Here is a 20863-nt window from a genome sequence, read left to right on the forward strand (position 1 = left end):
TTGCCAAATTATTTCCGCATTAAGATTTCAGAGTATTATTCTGAATTTGAACGGATTCATTCAGGTGATGAATGGTGCCTTTGGCATGATTCGATACCACAGACAAGGCAGTAGAGGTCTGAAATGTCACTATTAGAAGTGAAAAACCTTCGTATTGAATACCCATCCCGACACGGCGTTCACGCTGCCGTGAAGTCACTTTCTTTTCATATTGAACGTGGTGAAATCGTGGGTGTTGTTGGCGAATCAGGTGCGGGTAAATCCACCGTTGGTAACGCTGTTATCGATTTGCTTAGTCCCCCAGGTCGCGTTGCTAGCGGTGATGTATTCTTGGATGGAGAAAAAATTTCTGGCCTATCACCAGAAGCGATGCGTAAGGTTCGCGGCTCGAAAATAGGTTTTATTTTCCAAGATCCGATGACCTCGCTCAATCCACTTTTTACTGTTGAGCAACAGCTGAAAGAGACGATCCACGCTAACATGAAGGTCTCTGATGAAGAGGCGTATCAGCGCGCGCTTTCTCTTATGCAGCAGGTTGGTATTCCGCAACCAGAAAACCGCTTAAAACAGTACCCGCACCAATTCTCTGGTGGTATGCGTCAGCGTGTTGTCATTGCTATTGCTTTGGCTGGTGAGCCTGATCTCATCATCGCGGACGAACCAACTACGGCGTTAGACGTTTCTATCCAAGACCAAATCCTCAACTTGATCCGCGAGCTGTGTATCAAGAACAATGTCGGCTGTATGTTAGTTACTCACGATATGGGTGTCGTCTCCAACGTCACCGATCGCGTGGCGGTAATGTATCGTGGTGACTTGGTGGAGTTTGGACCAACAGCCAAAGTATTGGGCGATCCTGATCACTCTTACACTCGCAGTCTAATTTCAGCGGTACCACGTTCAGACAGAAAGCTAGATCGTTTCCCGTTAGTAAGCTATATCGAAGAAGCGGCGGAAATGGAGCCACTCGATATCAAGAACCACTGGTTAGGACAAAGCCAAGATGAGCGTGAGTACACTGGCCCGCTTTTGGACGTGAAGAACGTCAATCTTCGCTTTGTGACCAAAGACTCTTTGTTCGAGAGCCGCCGAGAATACGTGCAAGCATCTAATAATGTGAGCTTTGAAGTGCACGAAGGCGAAACCTTTGGTTTGGTGGGCGAGTCTGGTTCAGGTAAATCGACCATTGCACGTGTGATTGCTGGTTTATACCAACCTAACTCTGGTCAGGTGAAATTCGAGGGCATTGACCTGACCGCTTTAACCTCTGAGAAAGAGCGCCGCCCGATGCGTCGTCAAATGCAGATGGTGTTCCAAAACCCATATACTTCAATGAACCCTCGTATGAAGGTATTCGATATTATTGCTGAGCCAATCCGTTTCCATAAATTGACGAAAAACGAGTCGGAAACTCGCCAAATCGTGAATGACCTATTGGATCATGTTGGTTTGGGTCGAATGGCTGGGCTTAAGTACCCTCATGAATTCTCCGGTGGTCAGCGTCAGCGTATTTCTATTGCGCGTGCGTTGGCGACTCGTCCTCGACTTTTGATTTGTGATGAACCGACCTCAGCACTGGACGTATCGGTACAGGCACAAATTCTAAACTTGCTGAAAGATCTGCAAAGTGAGCTGAACTTGACTATGTTGTTTATCAGCCACGATTTACCTGTTATTCGTCAGATGTGTGACCGAGTAGGTGTGATGCAAATGGGTACACTTTTAGAAGTGGCACCAACAGAACAGTTATTCACGGCACCTCAACACGAATACAGCAAAAAATTGATTTCTCTGATGCCGGAGTTTACTGGCTTGCGAGAAGAGATCGAAACGGCATAAACCAAGCAATTCGCTTGGCTAACCTTTAGTCATAACAAAGACGCAAACACAACAACAAGGGATCCGTATCCCCGCATGAAGGAGTTATGCAAATGAAAACCATGAAAAGCAAATTAGCAGTGGCGCTAATGGCTGCGGGCCTAAGCTTTAACGCAATGGCAGCAGATATCAAAGTTGGCTATGCAGCTGACCCAGTATCGCTTGACCCACATGAGCAGCTATCAGGTGGCACACTGCAAATGTCACACATGGTATTTGATCCGTTGGTTCGCTTTACTCAAAAAATGGATTTCGAGCCTCGCCTAGCAGAAAGCTGGGAACGTATTAACGATACGACTGTTCGTTTCAAACTGCGTGAAGGTGTGAAATTCCATTCTGGCAATACTCTAACGGCTGACGACGTCGTGTGGACGTTCCAGCGTTTACAAAGCTCTCCTGACTTTAAAAACATCTTCGACCCGTACGAAAAAATCGTCAAAGTTGACGACAACACGTTCGATCTTGTAACTAAAGGTCCTTACCCACTAGTGTTGCAAACCGCAACGTACATTTTCCCAATGGACAGCAAGTTCTACACGGGCAAAACTGCGGACGGCAAAGACAAGTCTGAGTTAGTGAAGCACGGTAACTCATTTGCATCGACTAACGTATCTGGCACGGGTCCATTCATTGTGACTTCACGTGAACAGGGCGTAAAAGTGGAATTTGAACGCTTTAAAGATTACTGGGACAAAGAGTCGAAAGGTAATGTTGATAAGCTAACACTTGTGCCAATCAAAGAAGACGCAACTCGTGTAGCAGCGCTGCTTTCTGGCGGTGTAGACATGATTCACCCTGTAGCGCCAAACGACCACAAACGCGTTGAAGATGCTGATGGCATCGACCTAGTCACGCTGCCTGGTACTCGTATCATCACGTTCCAACTAAACCAAAACAGCAACGAAGCATTGAAAGACGTTCGCGTTCGCCAAGCGATTGTTCACGCAATCAATAACGAAGGTATCGTGAAGAAAATCATGAAAGGCTTCGCAACGGCTGCTGGTCAGCAAAGCCCGGCAGGTTACGTAGGTCACGATGACAAACTGGTTCCTCGTTACGATTTGAAGAAAGCGAAAGAACTGATGAAAGAAGCGGGTTACGAAAACGGCCTGACGCTAACGATGATCGCACCAAACAACCGTTACGTGAACGATGCGAAAGTAGCACAAGCGGCGGCGGCAATGTTGTCTAAGATCGGTATCAAGGTTGATCTGAAGACCATGCCAAAAGCGCAGTACTGGCCTGAGTTCGACAAGTGTGCGGCAGACATGCTGATGATCGGTTGGCACTCAGATACAGAAGACTCAGCGAACTTCAACGAGTTCCTAACGATGACTCGTAACGAAGAAACCGGTCGTGGTCAGTACAACTGTGGTTACTACTCAAACCCAGAAATGGACAAAGTAGTTGAAGCTGCGAACGTAGAGACGGACGCTGCGAAACGTGCAGAAATGCTGAAGGGCGTAGAAGCGACACTATACAACGACGCAGCATTCGTACCGCTACACTGGCAAAGTGAAGCATGGGGCGCGAAGTCTAACGTGAAAGCGGCAGATATCGTTAACCCAATGGTAATGCCTTACTTCGGTGACCTAGTGGTTGAATAATCACGGTTAGTCGACTTTGAGGAGGGATGGATTTCCCTCCTCAACTTAAAGCACTCGACTCAATTTTGTTTCAGTCGGATTGAGTTGGTTATTTAGACTGAATTTTCTCTCTAATTTAGAGATCTATGGATAGTTAAGGGGCAAGGAATGTTTTCGTTTCTGGTCAAGCGCCTGTTTCAGGCACTGATAGTGATGTTTGTGATCAGTTTGGTGGCGTTTGCCATTCAGGACAACCTGGGTGATCCGCTGCGTGAGCTTGTAGGTCAGTCGGTTTCGGAATCGGAGCGTCAAGCGCTACGCGACGACTTGGGCCTGAACGATCCCTTTATCACAAAGTACACGCGCTTTGTGGGTAATGCACTGCAAGGTGATTTGGGTACCTCATATTTTTTCAAGCGACCTGCGGTTGAGGTGATTCTCGACAAGCTGGTAGCTACATTAGAGCTCGTGTTTGGCGCGACGCTTATCATCATTGTTTTCTCTATTCCGCTTGGGGTGTACTCTGCGATTCATCCTAAGAGTGTTTTTACCAAATTTGTCATGGCGATGAGCAGTGTCGGTATCTCGATTCCGGTGTTCTTAACCGCAATCATGCTGATGTATGTCTTCTCCATAGAACTTGGTTGGTTGCCTTCCTATGGGCGAGGTGAAACCGCTAACGTACTCGGTTGGGAATCTGGCTTCTTTACCATTGATGGTATCAAGCACCTCATCCTACCTTGTATTGCGCTAGCGTCTATCATGTTGCCGTTGTTCATCCGCTTGGTGCGTTCAGAAATGCTGGAAGTTCTGAGTTCAGAATACATTAAGTTCGCCAAAGCAAAAGGTTTGAACTTACAAAAGATTTATTACCAACATGCACTTAAGAACACCATGCTGCCAGTATTGACAGTAGGTGGTGTGCAGATTGGTACCATGGTGGCCTACACCATTCTTACTGAAACCGTGTTCCAATGGCCGGGCACTGGCTTCCTTTTCCTAGAGGCAATCAACCGTGTAGATACACCGCTGATCACTGCCTACGTTATCTTTGTTGGTCTGATCTTCGTGGTAACCAATACCATCGTTGACTTGCTATACGGCATCATCAACCCAACTGTGAACCTAACTGGAAAAGGAGCTTAATCATGAGCCAATCAAATTTAACACCAGCTCCTGCTCCATCAGCGTGGCAGCGTTTCAAAGAGTCAGATTTTCTGTATTATTTCAAACGCGACAAAGTGGCGATGGCGAGTTTTACCGTCTTTATGATGTTCTTAGTATTGGCATTGGCTGCACCGATTCTTGCGCCAACAGACCCGTACGATCTGACGTCTATCGACATCATGGATTCTGAGTTGCCACCTTCGTGGATGGAAGATGGCGATGAACGCTTTGTGTTGGGTACTGATGAGCAAGGCCGTGATATTTTATCGACCATTCTTTACGGTTCTCGTTTGTCTTTGACGATCGGCTTTTTAGCCGTCGGTCTTCAGTTGATTCTGGGTATCATCATTGGTTTGTCGGCGGGTTACTTCGGTGGTCGTATCGATAGCTTCTTGATGCGCTTTGCGGATGTTCAACTATCGTTCTCAACCATGATGGTGGCGATCATCGTATCGGCCATTTTCAAAGCCAGCTTTGGCAGCGATTTTTACAGCCAATACGCAGTGGTGATGCTGGTGGTGATCATCGGTGTGGCTGAATGGCCGCAATACGCACGGACTATTCGTGCCTCGGTATTGGCAGAGAAGAAGAAAGAATACGTCGAAGCGGCGCGTGTGATGGGCTTTAAAGCTCCGCGAATCATGTTCCGTCACATTCTGCCAAACTGTCTATCGCCAATCTTGGTTATCTCGACGGTACAGGTAGCGAATGCGATCATGTCGGAAGCGGCACTGTCATTCCTAGGTTTGGGTCTTCCTGTTGATCAGCCGTCACTGGGTGCGCTAATCAGCATCGGCTTTAACTACATCTTCTCTGGTGCATGGTGGATTACTGCTTTCCCTGGCATCGTGCTAGTAACATTGGTTTTGGTTATCAACCTGTTGGGCGACTGGCTACGTGATGTATTCAACCCGAAACTGTACAAAGGATAAGAATTTTCCCACCAAGCGTTGTAAATTCACTTAATTCCTTCCTAAACTGAGAGCCGGATGCAAATTCCGGCTCTTTTTTTGCTAGTTATTCTTTGTTCACATTTTTTTGGCGCTTTTCCGCCATGATGACCTTACCCACTAATTTAGAGTGAAGTGTATGGAAATGAAGAAGGCCCAACGCCCATCTAACGTCTTCCAAGCAAGCCTGGCTTTGGGTTTGTTGCTGGTATGCGCCCAGTTTTCTAATCCAGTTGAGGCGGAGGAGTTCCTTTGCCAAGCCACTCAAGCCAGCGAGAAAGAATTACCGATGCTTGAGAAAACATGCCCAATTGGTAACGGAGTATGGGGAAAGAAAGTGCCGCAAGGAGGCAACTACCTCTACTGGATTCAATGCGGATTACTACCAAAGCCAATGTCACTCGCGAAAGCAAAGCCGCTTTACAGCAAGATTACGACCGACGTGTGGATGAAGCCTGAATCCAAAGGTTATCGCTGTTTGATTGGGCCTTACAAAGATCTGTCTGATGCGAGGGGAGATTTGCGAGGAGTCAAAACCTTGTCGAATTACAAAGAGGCGTTCATCCGCGTGGTTGGAAAAGAGAATAAACAGTCTACGACACTATCTAAACCCGCTGTGCCGTCGAAATCAGCCGCATCTTCGGTTAAGCCAACACCGACGGTGACCCCGAAACCCGCGCCAGTTCCTGCTGTGCGAGCTGATACCGACGCCTTTAAAGCGCGGGCAGAGAAGCCAGATACCAATGCAAAAAGTTCGCGTGATAGCTCTTCGTCTAAGCCTGTTGCTAAGACCAAAGCGAAGCCAATTGTCACTGGAAATGATGACATTGAAGTTCGCTTGAGAACTTCAGTACAGGGCAAAACGTACGTGGTCCCATATTTACTCGATCACCATAATCAGTTTTACATGGAACATGGTAAGCCGTGGAACCGCCTCAACTACGAAAACTCGCACAAAGTATGTCAGCAACTGGGTATGAGCTTAGCCAACCCTGCAGAGTTTAAAGCGCTGAGGGCGTCTGGGGTGATGGAAAAAAATCAATGGCCACTGCAACTGCCGTATTGGGGCAAAGATAAGAAAGGTTTGTTCGCCGATCGTGAGCCCAATCAGCTCACCGGGACCTCATTATTGAACGTGGTGTGCGTGAAATAACGACTCAGATATTGTGGTCAAAATATAGAAGAAAGCCCCGAGTTCGGGGCTTTTTTGCGGTCTCAAATATTATCGCTATTTGAGTGGCGTTTCTTTGTGACAGTTAGAGCAGATATACACTTCTTTGATGCCGACCAATCGTTCCCAAAATGTTCTGCGTCTTCTACGCAAATGCACGCTATCACAGCAAGGGTTAACGATGGTTGCTTTAGTCATCATCACCAGGCTCCAAAATCGGTAGTGAACTCGCGATGCTTGTCATGGCTTCTTTGCTGTTAGAGTACAGACCATATTCCGGTGCGGATTCATGACCGTTTTGTTCTTTACTCCAACGAATACCAATATAAAAGTCACCAAAATCGCGGTTGATGTAACGATGACGAGTTTTGTAATCTGACTCTGAGCCTGTTTCTTCTAGAATCAGCAGTTCACGGTCTTCATCATTCTGGATTTCCCAATTACCTGGAGTTTGGAATCCTGTTGGCATGAACGAAGTGTAGTTGTAAGTATCAGTGTCGTATTCGTACGCACCTGACGAGTATTTCAGGACTGTGTCGTCGCCTGTGCCATTACTTTCTACCATCAAGTCATGCTCTACCGTGCCTTGTTTGATGTACTCTGCAACCGAAAGTGATTCTGCAAATGGAGTATTGCTTGAATCCATCCAGAACAGCTCATCATCTGAGATTTTAACGATCATTTGAGTGCCGTTATGCTCGGTTTTGTGCTGGAACAACATTTCATACTCGTCGCCGTAGCTGTTGTATAGCTTGCCGTCTTTCAACTCAACGTCGTTACAGTCTTTATTGTTGTATTCTGTGTAACCAGTTTGTTGGTCCAGATCGGCAAGAATGGCGTAAGCATCGTGTTCCCATGTGTCTTTTAGGAAGTCACTGATGTTCGCTTTGTACTCTTGATTCATCTCATCGTGGTTTGAACCCCAGCAGAATAGTAGGCCTTCAGAATCTTGCATCAGCATGGCGTAGCCGATTTCACCGTCTTTTTGAGCGAAGCTACCCATTTTCCATTCTTGACCGTTGAAGTGCTCGTGAGTGAAGCCCAAAGTCGGTACTACTGGTGGTGGCGTGACGCCTTCGATAACCGTTGGCATGCTGAGCGCAATTTGTACCGCGGTATGGCCATCTGTTGCGCTAATCGCAAGTACTGCTCCAGCTTCACCTGCTTTTGTTGGTGTGCCTTTAATGGTGATAATTGCATTACCATCCTCAGATACTGTTAGACCTTCAATGTCTACATAGTCCGCTGAGTAGTCGGTAATTTGACCGTCTTTATCTTGGAACAAACCAGAAATATCGAGTGTTTGTTCAAACACTTCACCTTGTTGTAGGTACCAACCATCAACGATGGACTGCAGACGCGCTTGTTCTGTTTCTACAACCATTGGTGGTAAGTTTGCCGATTCGATTTCGAACTGAAATACGGTGCTTACCGTACCCAAAACCTTACCTGACGAATCAATGTCTTGCGCCGTTAGAACAATCTCAAAATCACCAGCTTTCTCTACGATTGCAGTTGGATGTAGAACAATCAGGTTGCCAGTTTGCACAACTTCAATGCCTGTGCCTGCAAAGTTGTGCGTCAGTTTGGTTGTCACAAGGTTTTGGTCTTTGTCTGCAAATAGACCTTCAATGTCTAGCTCTAAGCCATCAAAGTCCACGCCTTGTACGATTTTTGGTAGTTTTTCTAGCTTATCTTTAGCTGCCTTTTCGACGATTTTGTTTACGGTTAGCTTGTTATTAACTGCCGTTTCAGGTGCTAAGGTGTCGCTGTCTGGGGTCGCGTCAGTGATGATTGGACGTAGATTTGGGTCATTGATGTTTTCGCCAGATGCAACAAGACGTTCCACTTCTTGGTTTGCCGCTTGAGCAAACTCCGTGGCTTTTTTCTCGTAGTTCGTTGGGTTTTGTGCTTTCGAGTCGGTCAGAATCTGAGCGGTTTTATGTAGTTCGGCGTTTTTTGTCGCACCTTCAACAAAATCACTGTACAGATCAATTGGTGCTTCTTCTGAGCCTCCTAGCGCTTGGTTTACTTTCGCTTTCGCATCTTCTTCACTAATGGCTGGATCTTTTGCCATTTCAATCGCCACAAGATCCGTGATAGGTGAAATCACGTTTGACGATGTTGGTGCACGGAATACGATTTCGTGCGCCATAGCTTGGCCTGGATGATCCATATCAACCGTGTATTTGCCAGCGTACTCTTTCGCATCCAAGGCGATGAGCTGTTTCTGCTTTGAACCGTTTGGTGTGATGGTCTGTAGCGCTAGAGTGCTTTCTGGTTTTGCATCCAATTTCAGTTGACCTTTCTCATTGGTCAGACCAAGGAATGTTTCTTGAGTGTCCCATTGGCCGTTGTTGTTCGTATCTTCAAAAACAACGGCATGCTTGAAGTAGCCGTCAAAACCTGTGATCACAACGCCGTCGTTAGCACTTTTTGAACCACCATCTGAACCGCCACAGCCTGTAAGAGCGATAGCCACTGACGCTGCTAGTAAACTCACCTTATTCATTATTTATTTGTCCTTGTTTCGTTTCCGAATGAGAAAGTCGCTTTTTTAATTATTTTTTTCTTTATATCTCACTAGTGAGATATAAGAGAGTGGTGTCTTTTTAATGACTATTGAGCTTAGGTTCAAGACACGAAAATCCGCACAAAACCCGTAAAATTTATTTCTATTTTTTGTCTATGATGGAAAATTTATAATTTGATCACGGTTCCAGTTTTATTTTGGGAATGATTGTTTTGTTAATATAACCACCGGTAAAAAAGGTTTATTGGGTGCCGCTAAGGACAGGGGCGTGATAAATCATGTTGATCTTAAATTCCTCAACGCGATCAGCAAATTGAGGGTGAGGTTTAAGCACATAACTGTAGACTTCGCCTGGAATGAATATGTCGTAATCTGTGTATTCAAGGTTGTAAAACATAAATGTTCGTTGCCAGTAATCATCTGGCCATTCAGCACAATGTATTGGAGTTACGCCGTCAAAATCCATTGAGCTAGAGATAATATCGGCAAACTCTCCTCGCCCCGCTACGATAGAGCTGTACCAGTAAAATAAATAATCATGACAAAATAGGTCATGTTGATTTGATTTCATATTGAGATCAGAGTCCAGTTTGTGCACTGGTTCGTTACCCTGAACACTTCTATCAAATATGTAGTTGCTAGCAGTCCCGTTTATGTAACCTCCTCCTGAAATTGGGAAGAGGTAGTCAAACGACGTTCCTTGATATTCGTACTCGCCAGTGTGGACATTGATGCGCTTTTCCATGGACTGCTTGTTCTTTTGCATGGTATAGCTTTCGAATTGTTTACCATCAAACACGGTGGTGAAGTAGTTCCGAGTATCTTCATGAACCTGAGATGGGTATTCTTTTTTGATGGTCCAAATTTGGCGTACACCTTGGACATAAACGATCAACGAGTCATCACTGATTTTGTACTTGCCCACTTTTTTCAAGTCTCCCTTTTCAGGACACTGGCGTTTGTTATGTGAGGCGGCATAACTTACTTCGCCCCCCTCAAACTGAAAGGCCTCGCAATACACCACTTCATACGCGTACGCGATACCTGCAAGATTTTGTGTCGTCTCTAGGCGATAAACTACATCGCCAACTAACGGGTGTTCTGTGTCATTTTGATCGGGTGTGATAACGGGTAACTCAAAGCGCGTTGTGACCCATGCATGATCGCTATTACCGTGATAATCATCGCGCGCTGCTACCGCCAAATATGTGGTGGTTTTTATTTCCTCAGGTGCTCCTTGCACCATCATTTGTCCTTGGTTGAGGACTCTTAACCCATTGGCGTTTTCAAGCCAAATCTGAGTGGTGAGGAGATCGCCATCTGGGTCTTCAAAAAGCTGGTTAAGGTTGAGCGAATAACTCACCGGAGAGTTTTGTTTCAGCTCCCAAGCATAAATAATGGTTTGTAGCTGCTGTTCCACAGTGAGGTTGATGATGGGTTTATTATTCTCTGATGGGTCCTCTTGTGGTCGGCTGTTCTTATCACCCAATGCTGACTCGTAAAACGTGTTGTCTTCTGTGGTATGAAATGGATTCGTAACAGGGCCTGGTTGTCCTAAAAGGGCGGAGTTAAATGCGTCATCTCCCGTTTTTTTAGGAGTGCGATCCAACGCAGAACCTGTCAACGCTTGCTTTACTTCAACTAAAGATGTGCGCTCGTATTGACGATGTGCTTGCTGGGTTGACTTGTCGGCGTTGTCTGACAAGTCTTCCACAGATGCCAAATTGTGTTCGTTTGAAATGAAGTAAATACCAAACAAACCGACGCATACTGCGCCGATTATCCAAAGCTTTTTGTTCATGATTACGTGTGCGCCATTCGTGATTGCAGCCAACTGCGAGAGAATTTGAGGTCTTTCTCTATCAGGCTTGCGCTGCACTCGAGTAGCTCACTGATTTCTTGGTTTTTCATGCCCATTAAATACTTGAGTTTGAGTGCGCTCGATTGGCGTGGATAGCGGCTACTGAAACTATCCAGAGCTTTATCCATGATAATCAATTGCTCGAAACGATCTTCTTCATCTCTCATCAATGTAATGTGTTGACGCTTTTGTGCTTGGTGCGAGCGTGCGTTGTCGATCAAGATTTGACGCATCACTTTGGCGGCCATCAAAAAGAAATCGCGCTTTGTTTCAATTTCACTCATGTCGCAGTTGGACATCTTCAGGTAAGCATCATGAATTAATGCTGTGGTGCTGTTGACGCTATCGGCCAATACTTTGTTGTCGGTGCCGTACTTTTCTGCATTTCGTTCACGCTCGTGTTGGGCGATCTTACGCAACTGTAAATAAGCAAACTGATAGAGCTCGCTCTCAGCTCGTTTATCACCAGATTGCCATTGTTGAATGATTTGTGTCAGTGCTACTGCTGTTGCCATGGTTATACATCCTCGCTCACTTTGACAAATTCAGAAATGGTGTGGGTTTCAATGCGATCAGAGCCGTCTTGGTTGCGCAGAACATTTTGTTGATAGCGATATAAAATGCCTTGCTCCCAAGTTGCACCAGCTGGCAAGTATTCCCAGGTGGTGTAATTGATTTCGGATGGGGTTGTTGACCAACGTACCATGACGTTCATTTGCGCGAGTTCGGCTTTGGGGGCGCTATTGTTGACCCACCACATGTCGGCAAATTCGCGGGTAACATCTTGGGTGTACAGGCTTGTATCGGTTGGGCAGGTGTCCGTATTTTTCGGCAGTCGCATGACTTGTTGATGGCGCATCAATAGGCACGATTGTGTCATGGACTGTTGGTGGTATTCGGTTTGTTGCCACACGCCGAGGTAGTCAATGTCGTGTTCGCTAGTATTGGGATACGTAAACCAGAGCATTTCTGTGCGGTTATTGTGTTGGATGTTTTTTTTACGCCCGAGACCTTGTACTTTTTCCATCAATAACTCGGTGCTCGGATCAAAATTGAGGGCAACGGAGCGGTACTTCCAGTCGCCTTCATCATCGAAGTCTTCGAGAGAGAAGCCATTCAAGTCGTTGCGGGTGCACCCTGTGATTGAACAACCAACGATATTAAACCAATCCGCAAACTTGCTTATCGGTTCGACGACATCTTCCGTGATAGGGCGCTTCATCGAGAGGAAGCAGCCTTGAAAATGATCGCCAATGCTTGGGTGTTCAATCAATGAGTCTTTGGTGATGGTGAATCGAGTTTCACCAATAGGAGGACGATATTTGGGATGATGCTGATAGCGTAGATCGTAAGCACAAGCGCGGCCTTGCCAATCCTTCTTTTTGATGACGATGTTTTTGAACGTCATGTCGCGAGGTTCAAAAATGATCTCATCAGAGGAAAAGTTTTTTTCAATGTACTGCTGGCTTTCGTTTAGGTGCTCAATCGCCTCATTGACAGATACCCAATCGAGATTGAGGTAGCGTTTAGCGTCATCCAGGTAATTGAGATCAAGGCCTTTGAGCTGGCTTTGAAAGTGAGGATCAGAAAGCACACGGTTTGCTAGGACAATTTCCTCACGATTCTCAGGCGTGCTGTCGAGAGAAAGCAGCAGACGCGTCATATTGATGCTGCGGCTAGGTTTGGTTGTCGCCATCGTCGGCGTCAGCACTTCTTGGCTTGATAAGGTCGTCAGCAGATAACCTTTATCATCGTTACCAAGGAAGAAGCTAATTACATCACCGGGTTGGTAATGAAATGCTCCTTGCTGAGTGACGCCAGTGATATTGGAACTGGTTTTGTAATACAGGCCAGTCACTGGGGCGTCGATAAAGTAGCCTTGCTTCAAGGTTGAAGCTGGTGGTTGTGAAGTGGCAGCTGAAACGTCTGCTGCCAACGTGGACGTAGCCGTCAATGCAGACAGCCAAAATACCACTGAACGTGTATACATCTTGTTTTAAGCCTTATTGGTTGGTGCTGTCCTTAGACGCACAATTTGGCTGACAACTCATTGGTGTAGTTAGGTGCTTCTCTGGCACCGGTGTCATCATCGCCAACAACATTTTTTGTTTTATATGTTTGGGGATATCTGGGTTAGAGAGTATCCGCCTTCGTGTTAACTCCATCATGGAGTTCACTGAGAGATGTTCGACATTTTGCCCCTTCGCGTGGAAGATGAGGCGAGTCATTTCGTACATCATATCTTCTGCAATCTTCTTCTCTTGTTGCAGCTGGATATTCTTTTGCATCATGGCGCTGCCAAATAACACACCAGAGAGCACAATGATGCCTGACAATACCGAAGCAAGGGGACGTCGCTGTACCAAGCGAAAGGCGCTATACAATGGCCAGTTTTTTTTCTGCTCGATTGGACGGCGTTCGATAATTCGTTCGATATCAATGCGCAATGCTCTAACATCGGTATATCGCATTTGAGTGGCAGGACGCGTTGCGCGTCTTATCACCCAGTAAACATCAGACCAAATTGTTGGTGATGGAAACATCAAAGCGAGAATTTTGCCCAAGGAGTACACGTCGCTTTGCTCTGTTAGAACCAGTCCTGCTTGCTGCTCTGGGCTGGCAAAATTTTGGCTAAACGCAATCAGCGCTGAGGGTGAATCTTCTCGGTTGGAGTGCGCTTTTTGAGTCAAGTTGAAGTCAAGCAGCTTGGGACGCTTGCTACGATCAATCAGTATATTTTCTGGTTTTAGATCGGCATGCAAAACCTGGTGCTGGTGGGCGTGCTCCATCGCCTGGCAGATCTGCTTAAACAACAGCAGCTTCTCCGTTTTTTCTAGCTTATTTTCAGATAGATACTCATCCAAAGTTTGACCAAACACCCGCTCCATCACGATGTAAACCGAATCTTGATGGAGACCGCCGTCAAACACTTTCGCGATGTAAGGATGGTTTAGACGCGCGAGAAGTTGAGCTTCATCGAAGAGTGCGCGTTGCCCTAACACATTGCTCAAATTGCTTTGAATAAACTTGATAGCCAGATCTTGCTCGAACGTTTCATCTGCACGTAGAGCTGCGTATACGACACCCATGCCACCACGCCCCAACTCATGAGTTAGGCGGTACTTACTGATGATTTCTCCGCTTAGATCGACGTCTTGGTTCGTAGCCTGATGAGCACCAAAATAAAGTAACTGCGTTAGTTGTTCTTCCGGTGTCTCGTTGGCTAAAAGAGGAACGAGTTGTCGATACAGCTCAGGTTGACTTCGTTGCAATGCTTGGAGGTATTGCTGCTTTTGGGAGTCGTCCAGATCAAGCAGGTGGTAGTAAATCTGGGTTTCGCTAGAGCCTAACTGCACTGTGACTAATGTCTTATTCTTTTAGGTACGGCATTTTATAAGAACTTTGATATAAATGTCATTTATTTATTCGGTTTTGATTCACAATCCATGAAACGCAATTTGATGGCTAGTGGAGTAATAACGTCATGATTTTGCGAATTATTTTCACTGAGCTTGTCGGCAGAGAGTCTATTCGTCATAATGTTACTTGTAACATTACTGATAAATCACATATTTATGGCTCAACAGAATAAGAAAACTCGTACGACATTGCAGGATGTCGCAGACCAGGTTGGCGTCACGAAAATGACCGTTTCACGCTATATGCGTAACCCTGAATCGGTGGCAGAAAAGACTCGGGCCAAGATTGCGACTGCGATTGAAGAGATGGGTTACATCGAAAACCGTGCACCGGCGATGTTGTCAAAGTCCTCCAGTAAAGCCATTGGTATTTTACTGCCGTCTTTGTCCAACCAAATTTTTGCTTCCTTTGTTCAGGGCATAGAGATGGTGACCAAAGCCAATGGCTATGAGACGCTTTTAGCGCATTTTAGCTACGATGAGCTTGAAGAAGAGCGCAAGATCGCGTCATTACTCTCTTATCAAGTCGATGGGCTTATTCTAACTGAAAGCCATCACACGCCGCGTACATTACAGATGATCAAAAATGCGGGCATTCCGGTGGTCGAAACCATGGAACTGCCATCGGAGCCGATTGATATGGCGGTTGGACTCGATCATGAAGATGCGTCGTACACCGTGGTTAAGCAGATGCTAGATACGGGGAAGCGTACAATCGTCTATTTTGGCGCGCGTCTGGATACGCGAACCAAATTGCGGATGCAAGGTTACGATCGCGCGATGGCAGAAGCAGGGCTAGAACCCAAACATGTATTAACTGGTGATCATTCTAGTTTTTCTTTAGCGCATGATTTGCTCGAACGCGCACTGGAAACGCACCCAACGCTCGATGGGGTGTTCTGTACCAACGATGACATCGCAATTGGCACCATGCTGAGTGCGCAGCAACGTGGCATTCAAATTCCACAGCAATTGGCAGTGGCGGGCTATAACGCGCTGGATATCGGTCAAACCATCAGCCCGAAACTGACCAGCGTTGATACGCCGCGTTTCCAAATTGGTGTAAAGAGCGCAGAGCTATTAATTGCGCGCCTGAAAGGCGAAACGCAAGAAGAAAAAGTCTTCGATATGGGTTATCAGATCACGTCGGGAGAGAGTGTTTAACTAATTGTTAACTGCTCTTTGTATTCGCTCATCAATGATATTGGTAGGTTAGGGTATGGCACATCAGCTGGATGCATTGGATCTCAACTTAATGCGTTTATTAAAAGCCGTGGTGGAAAACCGCAGCATCAAGCTGGCCGCAATGCAGCTTGGCATTTCTCAACCGAGCGCCAGCCGCGGCGTGATGAAGTTGAAACAAGTGTTTGATGACCCGCTTTTTGTGCGTAAAGCACATGGGGTAGAGCCATCACCCATGGCGATTCGTCTCGCCGCCGAGTTCGACAATATGGTTGCACCACTGGAAAAAGTGGTGCAAGAATTTGAAGTGTTCGACCCGCTGCAATTCCAAGGGCAGATTGCGATTGTAACTGACCCTTATTTGATGGATGAACAAGGGCAGCGACTGCTCACTGGTTGTCATCGAGCCTTTCCCAAAGCGCACTTTGCTTTTTCCAGCTGGAATACTTACTCGCACGATGAAATGTTAGAAGGCGAGCACGATTACTGCATTCTTGACCAAGAGACCGAGCTGTCGAAAGACATTTACATGCGCCCGTTATTCGTTGAAAAACGAGTGATTTTGGCGCGCAAAAACCACCCAACGTTGTCGAAAGTCAGCAATGATTGGGACACGGTGTCCAAACTACCACTTGTCTCTTTGCCTGCGCCCGCGTCATATAAACCGCTTTGTACCGTGGAGTCCGAGTATCGACGCATGGGTTATGAGCCAGTAGTGTTACTGAAGTCCTATAATTTGCGTTTGGCTTGCCAAATGTTGCAAGAAACCGACGCGATTATGTATGCCAGTCAAAGCTCGGCATTGTTGATGCCAGAACTCGCCTCTTACGCAATGCCACCCGTTAATCGTGAGTTTAGCCAGTTTGTTGTCTCTGGCGGTTTCCTTCAAACCAACCGCAACCATCCTTTGCACAGACACCTACATAAAGTGGTGCGACAAACCCTCAATACGCCGCTGATTTTTACGCAATGACGTCATCTTATGGCATCGGCTGAATGAGAGAGTAGATGCTTTAACCTTGTCAATATTGTGTGATTACATAGACAACTTACTTCTTAAGATATTCAAAAATGAATATCTCAATTACCTGTCTCTTTTTCCTACCCAGCGCTAACCTTATCTCAAATAGTCAGGAGAAGTGGCTCATTTTTATCTTTTTAACTTTTTGAATGTCGATATAGGTACGCGACATTCACCATTCTCCGTTATGCATTTTTTTAATTTCTGATGGAGGATTAATCATGCTAGTTGCACGTCTATTTTTATTGCTCGCCATCGTTGCCGAAGTAGCTGGCACAAGCACTATGTCTCTTATCGGACAAGGGCACGGGTGGTGGGGCTACATCGTAATGTATGTGCTGATCGCAATCTCTTACTACTTTCTCGCGTTTGCCGCGAAGAAAATATCTATCGGTGTGGCATACGCTGTCTGGGAAGGGTTAGGTATCTCGTTGATCACCGTGGTGTCGATCATCGCCTTTGATGCCAACTTAAACCATCAAGAGTTGTTTGGTTTGATGTTAGCCGTTGTTGGCATTGTGTGTGTGACCTTAGGGGAATCACATGGTCAACCTAACGCCAAGAAAAATGCCGATAAACCGGCAAAAGAACGTTCATTTTCTACTAGTACAAGGTGCGAATCATGAGTCAATTTTTTACGATGTCATTTGGATTTGTCGTGATGGCTGCCTTGGTCGATATCATGGCCAATATGGCGCTGACACGCTCAAAAGGTTTTAAATATAAAGGCTGGGGCATTGCGGCGATTGTGTTGGTACTGACAGCATTCACGCTGTTGGCACAAGCGGTGAAAGAGATCGACTTAGCCATTGCTTATGCCTCTTGGGGTGCGATCGGTATCTTGGGTACCGCAGTGGGTGGAGCCTTGCTGTTTAAGCAGAAACTCAAGCCAATCGGCTGGTTTGGTATCTTTGTGGTGATTGCTGCGGTCGTAGTGATGAAGACTGCTTGATGTAATTTACTGAATGCTAGATATCGTCATTCTGAGCAGCAAGAGACGAGCAAGGTTCCTGATCTCGCTTAGGCTCGTCGGAATGACGGATTCATTCGTTTTTTAGAAAGAACAGAGGCCAATCCTAAAGTTCGTCATTCTGAACAGCGAGGGACGAGCAAGATTCAGAATCTACCAACAAAAAAAGTGCAGTGGCAGAGGAGTTTTCTCTGACGTCTTAGCATGTCGATATTTGATTTCTGATTTTGCTTAGGCTCGTCGGAATGACGGATTCATTCGTTTTTAGAAATAGCGGCGGCCAATCTCAAAGCTCGTCATTCTGAATAGTGAGGGACGAGCGTGATTCAGGATCTACCAACAAAAAAGTGCTGTAGCAGAGGGGATTTTCTCTGGCTTCACAGCACGTTGATAGTAGATTCCTAATCTTGCTTAGGCTCGTCGGAATGACGGATTCATTCGTTTAAAAAGAACCGAGGCCAATCCCAACGCTCGTCATTCTGAACAGCGAGGGACGAGCGTGATTCAGAATCTACCAACAAAAAGTGCTGTGGCAGAGGTGTTTTCTCTGTCTTCACAGCACGTTGATAGTAGATTCCTGATCTCGCCTAGGCTCGTCGGAATGACGGATTCATTCGTTTTTTAGAAAGAATAGAGGCCAATCCTAAAGCTCGTCATTCTGGACAGCGAGGGACGGTCGTGATTCAGAATCTACCAACAAAAAGTGCTGTAGCAGAGTTGTTTTCTCTGACTTTACAACACTTTGATAGTAGATCCCTGATCTCGTCTAGGCTCGTCGAAATGACGAGGTTTTTCTTCTCGCCTTAAACAATAAAGCTTGCGCCTTCTTCTGCACTCGATACGTTTTGGCGGATCACGCTAAACAGACCTCGTCCCCAAGTTTGTTGGGTCGATTCGGTATCGAAATGAATCAACTCGCGACCAGTGGTGTCGCTTAAGTTGTTCAGTTCGCCCGTTTGGCAATCCAGACGAATCAAATCGCCGTTGCGCACCAAACCAATCGCGCCGCCACGAGTGGCTTCTGGAGAAACATGGATCGCAGACGGAATTTTACCTGACGCGCCAGATAAACGACCGTCAGTAACCAACGCCACTTTAAAGCCTGCTTTTTGCACGTTACCTAAAATTGGCATCAGCTTGTGCAGTTCAGGCATGCCGTTTGCTGCTGGGCCGTTGTGTGTGACTACAACGATGCAATCTTTGTTCAGTTCACCACGTTTGTACGCGGCTTCCACTTCGTGTTGGCATTGGAATACAATCGCAGGTGCAACAATCACGCGTTGCTCTTCTTTCACCGCAGACACTTTCACCACGGCTTTGCCTAAGTTGCCAGTCAATACGCGAGTGCCGCCAGTATTTTGGAAAGTGGCGTCCGGTTTGGCGATCACGTCACCGTCTTGGCTGCCTTGGCACTGTGTCCAAGTCAGTTGTCCATCGACAAGACTCGGTAGCGTTATCTGGTCTTCAAATTCACCAAACACGGGTTTCACATCGCGATGCAAAAGCTCGGATTCGTTCAAGCGGTGCAATAGCGCTGGCACGCCACCCGCGTCTTGGAACGCGTTCATATCGGCTGGGCCGTTCGGGTAAACGCGAGCTAACAAAGGAACCACATCCGACAGATCGCTGATGTCTTGCCACGTGAGCAAGATGCCAGCAGCACGCGCCACGGCGATCATATGAATGGTGTGATTGGTGCTGCCGCCAGAAGCGAGTAGAGCGATGATGCCGTTGACCAAGCTCTTTTCTGTGACCACTTCAGCCAGCGGACGGAAGTGTGCAGAACCCGCCGTCATTGAGGCGATTTTCAGAGCGGCGTGATCGGTTAACGCTTTACGCAGTTGGGTATGGGGATGAATAAACGCCGCGCCCGGCAGCATCAAGCCCATGGCTTCGAACACTAACTGGTTGGTGTTGGCGGTGCCGTAAAACGTACAGGTACCCGCAGAATGGTAAGCGCGACACTCCATATCCAGCAGGGCGTCTTTGCCGACTTCACCCGCTGCGTATTTTTGGCGCACGTCGACTTTCTCTTCGTTGCTGATGCCCGTTGCCATCAGACCCGCTGGTACAAACGCAGTCGGCAGGTGCGCGTAAGACAGCGCGCCCATCAGTTGCCCCGGGGCAATTTTGTCACAGATACCAAGCAGTAATGTGGCATCAAAGACATTGTGGCTCAAAGACAACGCCGTTGATTGCGCAATTAAGTCACGTGAAAACAGCGACATATCCATGCCGGCTTGACCTTGAGTCACCCCATCGCACATCGCTGGCACACAACCTGCGACTTGCGCTGTATGTCCGTAGTCCGCCAGCACTTGTTTGATTTGCGCTGGGTAGTCTTGGTACGGCTGGTGGGCGCTCAACATGTCGTTGTAGGCGCTGATCAGCGCGACATTGGCATGAGTAAAATCGAGAATATTTTTCTTTTCAGAAGAGCAAGAAGCGGCGACTGCATGGGCTAAGTTACCACAAGATAAACCAACACGGCCTTTGCCAGCTTCGGCTTGCACTTCGGTGCGAGCAAGAAACGCAGCGCGCGCTTTACGGCTGCGCTCGGTCAAACGTTGTGTGACCTCAAGAACAACAGAGTGAGTCATTACGCCACCTCGATCGCTTGCATTTTGATTAGCTCAGCGGCAGAGCGTTCCACCACGTCGCTGATGTCTCCGTCGATACTGACGATCAGAGTTTGAGGCTCGTTGTCTGGGCGCTCTAGCGTCTCGAATTGGCTCTTCACCATGTTTTCTTTCATGAAGTGGCCTTTGCGCATACGCATGCGATTAAGGATCAACTCCATATCGCCATCAAGGAACAGGAAGGTCACGTTGTCGTTGCCTTCGCGGATCTGATCGCGGTAAATCTTTTTCAGTGCTGAACAGACAATAATGCCGTGTTCGTTTTTGCTTTCTAGGCTGTACGCCGCATCACGAATGCGTTCTAGCCATGGCTTGCGATCATCATCGTTCAGAGGCTGGCCCGAAGCCATTTTCTGAATGTTCGCTCGTGGATGAAGATCATCACCATCAATGAATTTACGCCCTAGCTTTTTCGCTAGATGCTCACCAATTGTGCTTTTACCACTAGCACAAACGCCCATAACGATGACACTACTACCAGCCATA

General features: G+C 46.8%; 16 protein-coding genes. 9 read left to right on the forward strand and 7 right to left on the reverse strand.

Annotated elements, in window-relative coordinates:
- Positions 1 to 123 precede the first annotated feature (123 nt).
- From R7Q48_RS18880 to R7Q48_RS18900, 5 genes are all read left to right on the forward strand, one after another.
- The gene (locus R7Q48_RS18880; protein ID WP_005379108.1) at positions 124 to 1839 is read left to right on the forward strand and encodes a dipeptide ABC transporter ATP-binding protein; all 1716 of its coding nucleotides are present in this window, start codon (positions 124 to 126) and stop codon (positions 1837 to 1839) included.
- Between the two features lie 92 nt (positions 1840 to 1931).
- The gene (locus tag R7Q48_RS18885; protein ID WP_186584564.1) at positions 1932 to 3485 is read left to right on the forward strand and encodes an ABC transporter substrate-binding protein; all 1554 of its coding nucleotides are present in this window, start codon (positions 1932 to 1934) and stop codon (positions 3483 to 3485) included.
- A gap of 147 nt (positions 3486 to 3632) precedes the next feature.
- Positions 3633 to 4610, forward strand: a complete 978-nt coding sequence (locus R7Q48_RS18890) for an ABC transporter permease (protein ID WP_005379110.1) — start codon at positions 3633 to 3635, stop codon at positions 4608 to 4610.
- A 2-nt stretch (positions 4611 to 4612) separates the two neighbouring features.
- The gene (locus R7Q48_RS18895) at positions 4613 to 5563 is read left to right on the forward strand and encodes an ABC transporter permease (protein ID WP_005384239.1); all 951 of its coding nucleotides are present in this window, start codon (positions 4613 to 4615) and stop codon (positions 5561 to 5563) included.
- Positions 5564 to 5720: 157 nt separating this feature from the next.
- Positions 5721 to 6734, forward strand: coding sequence for an SPOR domain-containing protein (locus R7Q48_RS18900; RefSeq protein ID WP_186584562.1), 1014 nt, complete (start codon positions 5721 to 5723; stop codon positions 6732 to 6734).
- 208 nt (positions 6735 to 6942) lie between these two features.
- Here R7Q48_RS18900 and R7Q48_RS18905 read toward each other — a convergent pair whose 3' ends face one another.
- From R7Q48_RS18905 to R7Q48_RS18925, 5 genes are all read right to left on the reverse strand, one after another.
- Positions 6943 to 9264 carry an acid phosphatase gene (locus tag R7Q48_RS18905; RefSeq protein ID WP_186584560.1) on the reverse strand — a complete coding sequence of 774 codons (2322 nt, stop codon included), beginning with the start codon at positions 9262 to 9264 and terminating at the stop codon, positions 6943 to 6945.
- A 262-nt stretch (positions 9265 to 9526) separates the two neighbouring features.
- A complete protein-coding gene (locus R7Q48_RS18910) occupies positions 9527 to 11086 on the reverse strand; it encodes a hypothetical protein (protein ID WP_186584558.1) in 1560 nt (519 codons plus the stop codon).
- 2 nt (positions 11087 to 11088) lie between these two features.
- Entirely contained in the window at positions 11089 to 11661 is a 573-nt protein-coding gene (locus R7Q48_RS18915) for a sigma-70 family RNA polymerase sigma factor (RefSeq protein ID WP_005379118.1), read from the reverse strand.
- A gap of 2 nt (positions 11662 to 11663) precedes the next feature.
- A complete protein-coding gene (locus R7Q48_RS18920; protein ID WP_138939185.1) occupies positions 11664 to 13136 on the reverse strand; it encodes a chromosome partitioning protein ParA in 1473 nt (490 codons plus the stop codon).
- 13 nt (positions 13137 to 13149) lie between these two features.
- Entirely contained in the window at positions 13150 to 14502 is a 1353-nt protein-coding gene (locus tag R7Q48_RS18925; protein WP_138939184.1) for a serine/threonine-protein kinase, read from the reverse strand.
- Between the two features lie 219 nt (positions 14503 to 14721).
- Here R7Q48_RS18925 and R7Q48_RS18930 point away from each other — a divergent pair, with 219 nt between their 5' ends.
- The 4 genes from R7Q48_RS18930 to R7Q48_RS18945 all read left to right on the forward strand — a co-directional run bounded on the left by R7Q48_RS18930 (position 14722) and on the right by R7Q48_RS18945 (position 17720).
- Positions 14722 to 15729: a substrate-binding domain-containing protein gene (locus tag R7Q48_RS18930; RefSeq protein ID WP_318132405.1), complete on the forward strand. Its 1008-nt coding sequence runs from the start codon at positions 14722 to 14724 to the stop codon at positions 15727 to 15729.
- Between the two features lie 55 nt (positions 15730 to 15784).
- Entirely contained in the window at positions 15785 to 16720 is a 936-nt protein-coding gene (locus R7Q48_RS18935; RefSeq protein ID WP_318132406.1) for a LysR family transcriptional regulator, read from the forward strand.
- Positions 16721 to 16989: 269 nt separating this feature from the next.
- Entirely contained in the window at positions 16990 to 17394 is a 405-nt protein-coding gene (locus R7Q48_RS18940) for an SMR family transporter (protein WP_005379135.1), read from the forward strand.
- Complete coding sequence (locus R7Q48_RS18945; protein WP_005478614.1) at positions 17391 to 17720, forward strand: SMR family transporter; 330 nt, start codon at positions 17391 to 17393, stop codon at positions 17718 to 17720. The genes R7Q48_RS18940 and R7Q48_RS18945 overlap by 4 nt, the downstream gene beginning before the upstream one ends.
- A gap of 821 nt (positions 17721 to 18541) precedes the next feature.
- Here the strand turns inward: R7Q48_RS18945 and edd are convergent.
- Positions 18542 to 20338, reverse strand: coding sequence for a phosphogluconate dehydratase (edd, locus tag R7Q48_RS18950; protein WP_318132407.1), 1797 nt, complete (start codon positions 20336 to 20338; stop codon positions 18542 to 18544).
- A complete protein-coding gene (locus tag R7Q48_RS18955) occupies positions 20338 to 20862 on the reverse strand; it encodes a gluconokinase (protein ID WP_005467756.1) in 525 nt (174 codons plus the stop codon). The genes edd and R7Q48_RS18955 overlap by 1 nt, the downstream gene beginning before the upstream one ends.
- Position 20863 lies beyond the last annotated feature (1 nt).

The sequence above is a fragment of the Vibrio sp. 378 genome (genome assembly GCF_033339435.1).

Excerpts from the sequence above, each read along its gene's own strand:
- R7Q48_RS18880 (WP_005379108.1), top strand. The coding sequence starts at position 124 with ATGTCACTATTAGAAGTGAAAAACCTTCGTATTGAATACCCATCCCGA.
- R7Q48_RS18885 (WP_186584564.1), top strand. The coding sequence starts at position 1,932 with ATGAAAACCATGAAAAGCAAATTAGCAGTGGCGCTAATGGCTGCGGGC.
- R7Q48_RS18890 (WP_005379110.1), top strand. The coding sequence starts at position 3,633 with ATGTTTTCGTTTCTGGTCAAGCGCCTGTTTCAGGCACTGATAGTGATG.
- R7Q48_RS18895 (WP_005384239.1), top strand. The coding sequence starts at position 4,613 with ATGAGCCAATCAAATTTAACACCAGCTCCTGCTCCATCAGCGTGGCAG.
- R7Q48_RS18900 (WP_186584562.1), top strand. The coding sequence starts at position 5,721 with ATGGAAATGAAGAAGGCCCAACGCCCATCTAACGTCTTCCAAGCAAGC.
- R7Q48_RS18905 (WP_186584560.1), bottom strand. The coding sequence starts at position 9,264 with ATGAATAAGGTGAGTTTACTAGCAGCGTCAGTGGCTATCGCTCTTACA.
- R7Q48_RS18910 (WP_186584558.1), bottom strand. The coding sequence starts at position 11,086 with ATGAACAAAAAGCTTTGGATAATCGGCGCAGTATGCGTCGGTTTGTTT.
- R7Q48_RS18915 (WP_005379118.1), bottom strand. The coding sequence starts at position 11,661 with ATGGCAACAGCAGTAGCACTGACACAAATCATTCAACAATGGCAATCT.
- R7Q48_RS18920 (WP_138939185.1), bottom strand. The coding sequence starts at position 13,136 with ATGTATACACGTTCAGTGGTATTTTGGCTGTCTGCATTGACGGCTACG.
- R7Q48_RS18930 (WP_318132405.1), top strand. The coding sequence starts at position 14,722 with ATGGCTCAACAGAATAAGAAAACTCGTACGACATTGCAGGATGTCGCA.
- R7Q48_RS18935 (WP_318132406.1), top strand. The coding sequence starts at position 15,785 with ATGGCACATCAGCTGGATGCATTGGATCTCAACTTAATGCGTTTATTA.
- R7Q48_RS18940 (WP_005379135.1), top strand. The coding sequence starts at position 16,990 with ATGCTAGTTGCACGTCTATTTTTATTGCTCGCCATCGTTGCCGAAGTA.
- R7Q48_RS18945 (WP_005478614.1), top strand. The coding sequence starts at position 17,391 with ATGAGTCAATTTTTTACGATGTCATTTGGATTTGTCGTGATGGCTGCC.
- edd (WP_318132407.1), bottom strand. The coding sequence starts at position 20,338 with ATGACTCACTCTGTTGTTCTTGAGGTCACACAACGTTTGACCGAGCGC.
- R7Q48_RS18955 (WP_005467756.1), bottom strand. The coding sequence starts at position 20,862 with ATGGCTGGTAGTAGTGTCATCGTTATGGGCGTTTGTGCTAGTGGTAAA.